Below are 10,049 nucleotides of genomic sequence, written 5' to 3' on the forward strand. Positions count from 1 at the left end.
GCCGAGCACCGAGGGGAGCCGGCCGCAGGCCGGCCGGCGCAGTTGAGCCCGGCGGCGTGCAGGGTCGGGCTCGCAACCCGACCCTCACGCGAACGAAGTGCCGCTCAGGCCGCCTTCTCGTCCGCCTCGAGGTGGTACGCGGTCACGCGTTCCACCTCGTTCTTCGAGCCCAGCACCACCGCCACGCGCTCATGCAGCTCGGTCGGGTTCAGCCCCATGATCCGCTGCCGGCCGTTGGTCGACGCGCCACCCGCCTGCTCGATCAGGAAGGACATCGGGTTCGCCTCGTACAGCAGGCGCAGCTTGCCCGGCTTCTTCGGCTCGCGCTTGTCCCAGGGGTACATGAAGATGCCGCCGCGCATCAGGATGCGGTGCACGTCGGTCACCATCGAGGCGATCCAGCGCATGTTGAAGTTCTTGCCGAGCGGGCCCTCGGCGCCATCCAGGCATTCGCCGATATAGCGCTGCATCGGGGCGTCCCAGTGGCGCTGGTTGGACATGTTGATCGCGAACTCCTGCGTGTCCTCGGGCACGCGCACGTTCTCCTCGGTCAGCACGAAGGAACCCTGCTCGCGGTCCAGCGTGAACATGGCCACGCCTTCGCCCACCGTCAGCACCAGCATCGTCTGCGGGCCGTACAGGCAGTAGCCGGCGGCGGCCTGCTGCTTGCCGGGCTGCAGGAAGTCGTCGGCGCTGACGCCGCGGCTGTTGTTGACCTTGCGCAGCACCGAGAAGATCGTGCCGATGGACACGTTCACGTCGATGTTGGACGAGCCGTCGAGCGGATCGAACAGCAGCAGGTACTCGCCCTGCGGATAGCGGTTGGGCACCGCGTAGATGTCGTCCATCTCCTCGGACGCCATCGCCGCCAGGTGGCCGCCCCACTCGTTGGCCTCGATCAGCACCTCGTTGGCGATGATGTCCAGCTTCTTCTGGACCTCGCCCTGCACGTTCTCGGAGCCGGCCGTGCCGAGCACATCGCCGAGCGCGCCCTTGTTGACGCTGATCGCGATGCGCTTGCAGGCGCGGGCGACGACCTCGATCAGCAGGCGCAGTTCCTGCGGCAGGTGGCCGTGCAGGCGCTGCTGCTCGATCAGGTACTGGGTGAGGCTGATGCGACGGGTTGATGCACTCATGCGTTGGACTCCAAGGTAACGGTATCGGAGGCGAGGGCGCGCTCGATGATCTCGCGCACGTCGTTGGACAGTTCGGGCTTGGCAGCCACGCGGCGGATCGCCTCCAGCGCTGCCGCGCGGTAGGGCGCGGCCAGCGTGGTCCAGCGGTCCATCACGCGGGCCAGGCGGCCGGCCACCTGCGGGTTGATCGCGTCGAGTGCCAGCACCTGGTCGGCCCAGAATACATAGCCCGCCGCGTCGGCACGATGAAACGCCGCCGGGTTGAACATGCACAGCGAGAAGATCAGGCTGCGCGCGCGATTCGGGTTCTTCAGCGTGAAGTCGGGGTGCTTCATCAGCTGCTTCGCTTTTGCAAACACACGGCCGTCACGCTCGGGCGCGCGGCCCTGCAGCGCGAACCACTTGTCCACCACCAGCGCATCGCCCTTGAACAGCTCGTGGAAGCGGGCCAGGGCCGGCTCGGCCAGGTCGGCGCCGGCATGCACCAGCGCGGTCAGCGCGCCGAGGCGGTCGGTCATGTTGCCGGCGTCCTTGAAGCGCTGGTAGGCGCGGCCTTGCCAGATGGCGGCGTCGCCGGCGTCCTTGTCCAGCACCAGCATCGCCAGCGCCAGGTTGGCCAGCGAGCGGCGGCCGACCGAGACCGGGTCCGGGCGGTAGCCGCCGGCGATCTGGGCGTTGGCCTCGAAGGCGGCGATCCAGTCGGCGCGCAGCGCCTGCGCGAGCTGCAGCTGCGCGGCTTCGACGGCGGCGTGGATCGCCTGCGGGTCGACCACGTCGAGCTGCTCGGCGATGTAGGCCTCGCCCGGCAGCGTCAGCGCCAGTTCCTTGAAGGCGGCGTCCAGCTCGGCGTGGTTCAGCACCGAGCGCATCGCGTCGATGTAGGCGGCGTCGAGCTGCAGCGGCGTGCCGCTCTTCACTGAAGCCAGGATGCGGTTCAGCGCCAGGCGCTGGCCGGCTTCCCAGCGGTTGAAGGCGTCGGTGTCGTGGGTCAGCAGCGTCAGCAGGTCGGCGTCCGAGAGGCCGTCGTCCAGCAGCACCGGGGCCGAGAAGCCGCGCAGCAGCGAGGGCACCGGCTCCACGAACACGTTCAGGAAGGTGAACCTCTGCTGCGCCTGGTCCAGCACCAGCACGCGCTCGTTGCCGTGGAACTCGGCTTCGCCCTGCAGTTCGAGAGGCAAGACCTGGCCCCCGCGGCCGATCAAGCCGACGGACACCGGGATCACCTGCGGCTCGGCGCCCTTGTTCTGCTGGCTCAGGGTCAGCGTGTAGGTGCGCGAGATGCTGTCGTACTCGCCGCGGGCCTTCACGTGCGGCGTGCCGGGGGTCGAGTACCAGCGCTTGAAGGCGTCCAGGCGCTTGCTGAGTTCCGAGCCGGGGTTGGCGTCGGCCATCGCCTGGGCGAAGTCGTCGCAGGTGACGGCCTGGCCGTCGTGGCGCTCGAAGTACAGCTTCATGCCAGCCTCGAAGCCGGCGCGGCCGACCAGGGTCTGGTACATGCGGACGACTTCCGAGCCCTTCTCGTAGACGGTGGCCGTGTAGAAGTTGTTGATCTCCACATAACTGTCAGGCCGCACGGGGTGCGACATGGCGCCGGAGTCTTCGGGGAACTGCATCGCGCGCAGCTGGCGCACGTCCTGGATCCGGCAGACCGCGCGGGCAGACGGCGTGGCCGCCATGTCCATGCTGAATTCCTGGTCGCGGAAGACGGTCAGGCCTTCCTTCAGCGAGAGCTGGAACCAGTCGCGGCAGGTGACGCGGTTGCCGGTCCAGTTGTGGAAATACTCGTGGGCGACGATCGACTCGATGCGGGCGAAGTCCGCGTCGGTGGAGGTGGCCGGCGACACCAGCAGCGCGCTGGTGTTGAAGATGTTCAGGCCCTTGTTCTCCATCGCGCCCATGTTGAAGTCGCTGACTCCAACCACCATGAAGCGCTCCAGGTCCAGCGGCAGATTGAAGCGCGCCTCGTCCCAGACCATCGAGGCGATCAGCGAGTTCATCGCATGCTCGGTCTTGCCCAGGTCGCCGCGGCGCACGAAGACCTGCAGCAGGTGATCCTTGCCGGCGCGGGTGCGCACGCGCTGCTCGCGGGCGACGAGATCACCGGCGACGAGTGCGAAGAGGTAAGAGGGCTTCGGGAACGGGTCGTGCCACTTGGCGAAGTGGCGGCCGTTCTCCAGATCACCCTGCTCCAGCAGGTTGCCGTTGGACAGCAGCACCGGGTACTTGGCCTTGTCCGCGCGGATCAGCACCGTGTAGACGGCCATCACGTCCGGCCGGTCCAGGAAGTAGGTGATGCGGCGGAAGCCTTCGGCCTCGCACTGCGTGAAGAAGCTGCCGCCCGAGGTGTACAGGCCCGACAGCGCGGTGTTCTTCTCCGGGCTGCAGGTGTTGCGGATCTCGAGCGCGAAGTCGGCATCGGGCGCGTTGTCGATGACCAGCTGATCATCCTCGGTGCGGAATGACACGCTCTCGCCATTGATCAGCACGCGCAGGACATTGATCTCCTCGCCGTGCAGCTTCAGCGGGCCGTGGGCCACGCTGGCGTTGCGCTCGACCTTCATCTTCGACGTCACGATCGTCTTCAGCGGGTCCAGGTCGAAAGTCAGTTCGACCTCGCGGATCCAGAAGGCCGGGGCCAGGTAGTCCTGGCGGCGGATCAGGGTGGCAGTGCCTTCACGCATGAGGGGCATCTCCTGTATATGTTCTTGAGAGAAAACGGCCCCGAGCGGGGCCGTGAAGAGAGAAGGTCAGACGCCTTGTTTCAGGCTCTCGGTGATGAACGGGTCGAGGTCGCCGTCCAGCACCTTCTGCGTCGCAGACGTCTCGTAGTTGGTGCGCAGGTCCTTGATGCGGCTCTGGTCGAGCACGTAGCTGCGGATCTGGTGGCCCCAGCCCACGTCGGTCTTGGTGTCTTCCAGCTTCTGCTGCTCTTCCATGCGCTTGCGCATCTCATGGTCGTACAGGCGCGAGCGCAGCCGCTTCCAGGCGACGTCGCGGTTGCTGTGCTGGCTGCGGCCGTCCTGGCACTGCACGACGATGCCGGTCGGGATGTGCGTGAGGCGCACGGCCGAGTCGGTCTTGTTGATGTGCTGGCCACCGGCGCCGGAGGCGCGGAAGGTGTCGGTGCGCACGTCGGCCGGGTTGATGTCGATCTCGATCGAGTCATCGACTTCCGGGTAGACGAACAGCGAGGCGAAGGAGGTGTGGCGGCCGCCCGAGGAGTCGAACGGGCTCTTGCGCACCAGGCGGTGCACGCCGGTCTCGGTGCGCAGCAGGCCGAAGGCGTACTCGCCTTCCACCTTGATCGTCGCGCTCTTGATGCCGGCCACGTCGCCCGCGGATTCGTCTTCCAGCGTGGTCTTGAAGCCCTTGCGCTCGCAGTACTTCAGGTACTGGCGCAGCAGCATGCCGGCCCAGTCGTTGGCCTCGGTGCCGCCGGCGCCGGCCTGGATGTCGATGAAGCAGTTCAGCGGGTCGGCCGGGTTGTTGAACATCCGGCGGAACTCGAGTTCCTCGACCTTCTCGCGCAGCTTGGCGGCGTCGCCCTCGATCGCTTCCAGGCCGTCCATGTCGTCCTCGGCCTTGGACATCTCGAACAGCTCGAGGTTGTCGGCGAGGTTGCTGTGCAGGTGGTCGATGGTCTCGACCACCGTCTCGACGGCGCGCTTCTCCTTGCCCAGTTCCTGCGCCCGCTTCGGGTCGTTCCAGATATTGGGGTTCTCGAGCGCGGCGTTGAGCTCGTTCAGCCGCAGTGCCTTGCGGTCGTAGTCAAAGATACCCCCTTAGCGCGTCGGTGCGCGCTTGCAGATCGGTGAGGGTGGTGCCGATCGAATTGATCCGTTCGATGTCCATGGGCGATTCCTGGTTAGCCTGTCATTTTAGATGGCAGACTAGACCGCATGACTGGGGAGGACCAATCCGCTCGGAATCGTCGTTACTGGCAGCGCACCTGCCGGCTCACCGCCGCGCTGCTGCTGCTGTGGGCGCTGGTCTGCTTCGGGCTGACCTGGTTCGCCCGCGAACTGAGCGGCTGGCGCTTCTTCGGCTGGCCGTTCAGCTTCTGGGTGGCGGCCCAGGGGGCGTTGTTCGTGTTCCTGGCGATCGTCGTGTTCTATGCCTGGGCGATGAATCGCCTGGACCGGCTCAGCCGATGAAATCGCGCAGGTGCCCGGCCAGCGCCTCGGGCTGGTCGTGGTGCAGCATGTGCCCGGCGTCGGTCAGCGTGTGGCGGGTGAGCTTGGGCACTACACCGATCCGTTCCTCGAAGTCGGCGCGCGGATAGCGATTGCCCCACCACTTGGTGATGTCGGTGCTGTCGCCCTCGATCCACAGCGTCGGCGCCTCGATGCGGGCCCAGCCGGCGACGATCTCGGCCTTGCGGTAGAGGATGGGGTTCATGCGCTTGTGGGCCGGGTCGCCGAGGATGATCCATTGGCCATCCTTGTCCTCGCGCGACCAGTGCGGCGCCAGCCACATCGCCTTGGCCGGCGAGAGGCGGGCGTTGGTCTTCATCAGCCGTTCGGCTACGCCGGCGAGGCTGTCGTAGGGCTTCAGCTGCTGCGGCGTCTTCAGCTCGTCGAGCCAGTCGCCGAGGCGCTTGGGCGCGAGTTCGGCCCGCATGTCGGGCATGCCGAAGCCTTCGAGGTTGATCAGCCGGCGGATCCGCTTCGGGCGCACGCCGGCGTAGGTCATCACGACGTTGCCACCCATGCTGTGGCCCAGCAGGTCGACCGGCGCCTCGGGGCTGATCTGGTCCAGCAGCGCGTCCAGGTCGCCGAGGTAGTCGGGGAACCAGTAGCTGTCGGAGCCGCCGTTGTCCGAGAGGCCGAAGCCGCGCCAGTCCATCGCGACGATGCAGCGCGAGTCGTCGTTCAGGGCATCGACGACGAACTGGAACGAGGCGCCGACGTCCATCCAGCCATGCAGCATCACCAGCAAGGGCTCGTCTGCCGTGACCTGGCTCATCTCGCCCCATTGCAGCAGGTGGTGGCGCAGGCCGCGGATCGTGAGGAAGCGGTCCTGGTGAGGGCGGCGGGCGGTGTAGGTCGTGGCGTCCATGCGGGGCACTGTAGTGCGGACGCGTTGATCCTGCTGTCGGCGCCGCGACAATGCAGCAATGAGCAAGGACTACACCCTCCGCCCCGCCGAGCCTCGCGACGTACCGGCCATCGTGAGCCTGGTCGCCGAACTGGCCGAGTTCGAGCATCTGTCCCATTTGATGGAACTGAGCGAGGACAAGCTGCACCGCCATCTCTTCGGCGAGCGTCCGGTCATCGAGGCGCTGGTCGTCGACACACCCGACGGCCAGGTCTGCGCCTACGCGATCTGCTTCACCAACTTCAGCACCTTCCTCGGCAAGCCTGGCCTCTACCTGGAAGACCTGTACGTGCAGCCGGCCCACCGGCGCGCGGGCCTGGGCAAGCGGGTGCTGACGCGCCTCGCGCAGATCGCCGTGGAGCGCGACTACGGCCGCTTCGAGTGGAGCGTGCTCGATTGGAACGAGAACGCCATCCGCTTCTACGAATCGATGGGCGCGGTCGTCATGACCGATTGGCGCATCTGCCGCGTGGCCGGCGAGGCGCTGGCGAAGTTCGCTTAGCCCGGATCCCTTAGCCAAGATCCGTTCGGGCTGAGCCTGTCGAAGCCGCAGTGCTCGCCACAGGCCCTTCGACAGGCTCAGGGCGAACGGTGGCCGTGCCTAATCGAGCAGGGTCAGGGCCAGCTCAGGCGGTCGCGCGATCAGCGCTCGGCCGTCCCTGATGACGATCGGCCGTTGCAGCAATTCCGGATTCGCCGCGATGGCGCCAAGCAGTGCGTCGTCGTCGCGCCCGTCAGGCTCGCCGCGCAGCAACTCGCGCGCCGGCAGTCCCAGTTGCTTCAACTCGACCAGGTCCAGCGGCTGCTGCAGGTACTCGCGCACTTGTAAAGATGCTGCCGGGAGCCGGCTCTGCAGCAGGGCCAGCGCCTCTCGCGACTTGGAGCAGGCCGGGTTGTGGATCAGGGTAATCATCGACCGAATTGTATTTTTCTGTTCGGGGAATCCATGAGGACCGGGCGAGGAGCGATGGCTACCATCGGCCGCTGGCCTTTGGAAAGGATTCCATTCGATGTCCGCTGAAGTCGACCGTTATGCCGGGTTGCATGCGAGCTTCCGCTGGCAGGTGCCGGAGGACTTCAGCATCGCCGAGGTCTGCTGCGGCCGCTGGGCGCGCGACACGCCCGACGCGCTGGCCGTGCAGTTCCACAGCGACGGCGGCTGCGGCGCGCACTACAGCTTCGGCCAGCTGCAGCGGGCGGCCAACCGCCTGTCCAACGCGCTCGTCAAGCGCGGCGTGCAGCGCGGCGACCGGGTCGCCATCGTGCTGCCGCAGCGCTTCGAGACGGCGGTGGCCCATATCGCGATCAACCAGCTCGGCGCGGTGGCCGTGCCGTTGTCGATGCTGTTCGGCCCCGAGGCGCTGGAATACCGCCTGCACGACAGCGGCGCGGTGCTCGCCTTGGTCGAATGCGCGGTGCTCGACAACATCCGCGGCCTGCGCGAGCGGCTGCCGGCGCTGAAGCACATGATCGTCGTCGGCGAATGCCAGCCCGGCTGCGACGAGGTGGACTGGATGTCCGCCCTGCAATCCGAAGACGCCCGTTTTATCGCGGCGAAGACGAAAGCCGATGACGCCGCCATCCTGATCTACACCAGCGGCACCACCGGCCCGCCCAAGGGCGCGCTGCTGGCCCAGCGCGGCCTGATCGGCAACCTCAGCGGCTTCATCGCCAGCCAGAACTGGTTCGGCTTCGATCCTGAAGCGCCGGAGCAGGGCACGCAGGCCATCTTCTGGAGCCCGGCCGACTGGGCCTGGACCGGCGGCCTGATGGACGCGCTGCTGCCTTCGCTGTACTTCGGCCGCACGATCGTCGCCTACCAGGGCCGCTTCGACGCCGAGCGTTCCTTCGAGCTGATGCAGGCCAACGGCGTCACCCACACCTTCCTGTTCCCCACCGCGCTGAAGGCGATGATGAAGGCCGTGCCGGAGCCGCGTGTCCGCTATCCGGACCTGAAGCTGCAGGCCATCATGAGCGCCGGTGAGGCGGTCGGCGATGCGGTGTTCGGCTATTGCCGCGACCAGCTCGGCATCACCGTCAACGAGATGTTCGGCCAGACCGAGATCAACTACGTGGTCGGCAACTGCGCCCGCTTCTGGCCCGCGCGGCCGGGCAGCATGGGCCGGGCCTATCCGGGTCACCGCGTCGCGGTGATCGACGAGCAGGGCAAGGCCTGCCCCCCGGGCGTGCCCGGCGACGTGGCGGTGCACCGGCTCGACGTCCACGGCCAGCCCGACCCGGTCTTCTTCCTCGGCTACTGGGGCCAGGGGGAGGCCACCCGCGCCAAGTTCAGCGGCGATCCGGCCGACAGCTGGTGCCGCACCGGCGACATGGCCACGATGGATGCCGACGGCTATCTCTGGTACCAGGGCCGCAGCGACGACGTGTTCAAGTCCGCCGGCTACCGCATCGGCCCCAGCGAGATCGAGAACTGCCTGGTCAAGCACGCGGCCGTGGCCAATGCGGCGGTCGTGCCCAAGCCCGATGTCGAGCGCGGCGCGCTGGTCAAGGCCTACATCGTGCTGGCGCCCGGTTTCAAGGGGACCAACAAGCTGGTCAGCCAGCTCCAGAGCCATGTGAAGACGGCGCTGGCGCCCTACGAGTATCCGAAGGAGATCGAGTTCATCGCAGCGCTGCCGATGACGACCACCGGCAAGGTGCAGCGGCGGGTGCTGCGGCTGCAGGAAGAGGAACGCGCCTCCTCTATCGCACTGCGACGCTGAGCGTCGTCCCGGCCGGCGCCACCAGCCGCGCGGCATCAGGCCAGTTCTCGCGGCCGCTCAGCACGGCGCAGGCGCGGGCCGGTTCGCCGGGCTTGAGCAGCGGGTCGCGCTCGTCCTTCGCTTGCGGCAGGGGCAGCCCCAGCAACTGGCCCTGGGCATCGCGCCACTGCAGCTCCCAGCCCGGCTGCGCGCTGCAGATGCGCACGCCGCCGAAGCGCGGGAAGAACACCCGCGCATACCAGGGCAGCAGTTCGCTGCGCAGCCGGTCGCCGAGGCGGTCGAGCCGGCGCACGGTGGCCAGGTCCACCTGCTCGGGCCTCAGGTTCAGCGCCAGCGTGCCGTTGAGTCGCAGGCTGCCCTTGGGCTCGTTGGTGACGATGTCGGCGTCCTTGGCCTCGGCCTCGGGCAGCACGGGCAGCTCGACGGTGCCGTCCGCGCCGATCGTCAGCGGACGGTAGAAGTCGGCATGCATCAGCGCCAGCGTCGGCGGCGTGATGGCATAACCCTTCTTTTCATCGGCGGGCTGCATGCGGAAGTCCAGCCGGAACATGCCCTCGCCGTATTTCTGCAGGCCATCGAGCATGGCATTGAGCGGCGCATAGGGCTGGACGCTGGAGCGGCCGCTGCCCTCCGCGGTGACGCGCTCCAGTTGCTCGGCGGACCGGGCGGAGGTGCTGGCGAGCACGGCAGCGATAAGGATCGACAGGGTGGTCTTGGTCATTTGCATGGGGTCACCAGGCGCGGGCTGCCGCGCATCGTTTCGTTCATCGGGTCGATCTGGGCAATGCGCGATTGCGCGGTCTCCACGCAGCTGGAGCCCTGGCGGAAGCGGTTGCGGCCGGGGCCCAGCGCCTCCTCGTGGAGGGCGCCGTCGCCCACCGTGTTCGCGATGCGGGTCTCCAGGCTGGCGCGGCGCGTGTTGGCGCGCGGGTCGTCCAGCGCCGGGTTGCGCAAGGGCGCGGACGCGGGCGGGGCGGCGGGCAGGGCGAGGTTCAGCGGCGCGGGGCGAGCGGCAGCCGGCGCCGGTACTGCATCTGCCGGCACCGGCGTGATCGCGTTCGACGACGGGGGCGGTGCCGTCGTGGCCGTCTCC

Annotated in this window: 10 protein-coding genes; 3 read left to right on the top strand and 7 right to left on the bottom strand. The window is 67.8% G+C overall.

Features of this window, described 5'->3' with window-relative positions; translation table 11 throughout:
• Positions 1–104: 104 nt before the first annotated feature.
• The 3 genes from B0W88_RS26195 to prfB form a co-directional block, all read right to left on the bottom strand.
• Positions 105–1,136 (bottom strand): class 1 fructose-bisphosphatase, encoded by a 1,032-nt coding sequence (locus B0W88_RS26195; RefSeq protein WP_077037535.1) that lies wholly within the window; start codon positions 1,134–1,136, stop codon positions 105–107.
• Entirely contained in the window at positions 1,133–3,817 is a 2,685-nt protein-coding gene (gene pepN, locus B0W88_RS26200) for an aminopeptidase N (protein ID WP_077037536.1), read from the bottom strand. The genes B0W88_RS26195 and pepN overlap by 4 nt, the downstream gene beginning before the upstream one ends.
• 66 nt (positions 3,818–3,883) lie before the next feature.
• Positions 3,884–4,988, bottom strand: a protein-coding gene (gene prfB, locus B0W88_RS26205) for a peptide chain release factor 2 (protein ID WP_144006981.1) whose coding sequence is annotated in 2 segments (ribosomal slippage) — positions 3,884–4,906 and positions 4,908–4,988 — 1,104 coding nt in all. Because the reading frame shifts where the segments join, the coding sequence is not laid out codon by codon here.
• Positions 4,989–5,035: 47 nt separating this feature from the next.
• On the opposite strand from prfB, the gene B0W88_RS26210 reads away from it, so the two are divergent.
• The gene (locus B0W88_RS26210) at positions 5,036–5,290 is read left to right on the top strand and encodes a DUF4212 domain-containing protein (protein ID WP_077037537.1); all 255 of its coding nucleotides are present in this window, start codon (positions 5,036–5,038) and stop codon (positions 5,288–5,290) included.
• Here B0W88_RS26210 and B0W88_RS26215 read toward each other — a convergent pair.
• Positions 5,280–6,194: an alpha/beta fold hydrolase gene (locus tag B0W88_RS26215; protein ID WP_077037538.1), complete on the bottom strand. Its 915-nt coding sequence runs from the start codon at positions 6,192–6,194 to the stop codon at positions 5,280–5,282. The two genes, B0W88_RS26210 and B0W88_RS26215, sit on opposite strands and share 11 nt — an antisense overlap.
• Positions 6,195–6,252: 58 nt before the next feature.
• On the opposite strand from B0W88_RS26215, the gene B0W88_RS26220 reads away from it, so the two are divergent.
• Entirely contained in the window at positions 6,253–6,735 is a 483-nt protein-coding gene (locus B0W88_RS26220) for a GNAT family N-acetyltransferase (protein WP_077037539.1), read from the top strand.
• Positions 6,736–6,834: 99 nt separating this feature from the next.
• Here the strand turns inward: B0W88_RS26220 and B0W88_RS26225 are convergent, their stop codons facing one another.
• Positions 6,835–7,146, bottom strand: coding sequence for an ArsC/Spx/MgsR family protein (locus B0W88_RS26225; RefSeq protein ID WP_077037540.1), 312 nt, complete (start codon positions 7,144–7,146; stop codon positions 6,835–6,837).
• Between the two features lie 97 nt (positions 7,147–7,243).
• Here B0W88_RS26225 and B0W88_RS26230 point away from each other — a divergent pair, with 97 nt between their 5' ends.
• Positions 7,244–8,956 (top strand): acyl-CoA synthetase, encoded by a 1,713-nt coding sequence (locus B0W88_RS26230; RefSeq protein WP_077037541.1) that lies wholly within the window; start codon positions 7,244–7,246, stop codon positions 8,954–8,956.
• Here the strand turns inward: B0W88_RS26230 and B0W88_RS26235 are convergent.
• The gene (locus tag B0W88_RS26235) at positions 8,937–9,677 is read right to left on the bottom strand and encodes a hypothetical protein (RefSeq protein WP_077037542.1); all 741 of its coding nucleotides are present in this window, start codon (positions 9,675–9,677) and stop codon (positions 8,937–8,939) included. The genes B0W88_RS26230 and B0W88_RS26235 overlap by 20 nt on opposite strands.
• Positions 9,674–10,049, bottom strand: a 376-nt coding sequence (locus tag B0W88_RS33185; protein ID WP_198937940.1) for a hypothetical protein, incomplete at its 5' end; no start/stop codon positions are given. The genes B0W88_RS33185 and B0W88_RS26235, both read right to left, overlap by 4 nt.

It is taken from the genome of Pelomonas sp. KK5 (genome assembly GCF_001984095.1).
In the GTDB taxonomy this organism is placed as follows: domain Bacteria; phylum Pseudomonadota; class Gammaproteobacteria; order Burkholderiales; family Burkholderiaceae_C; genus KK5.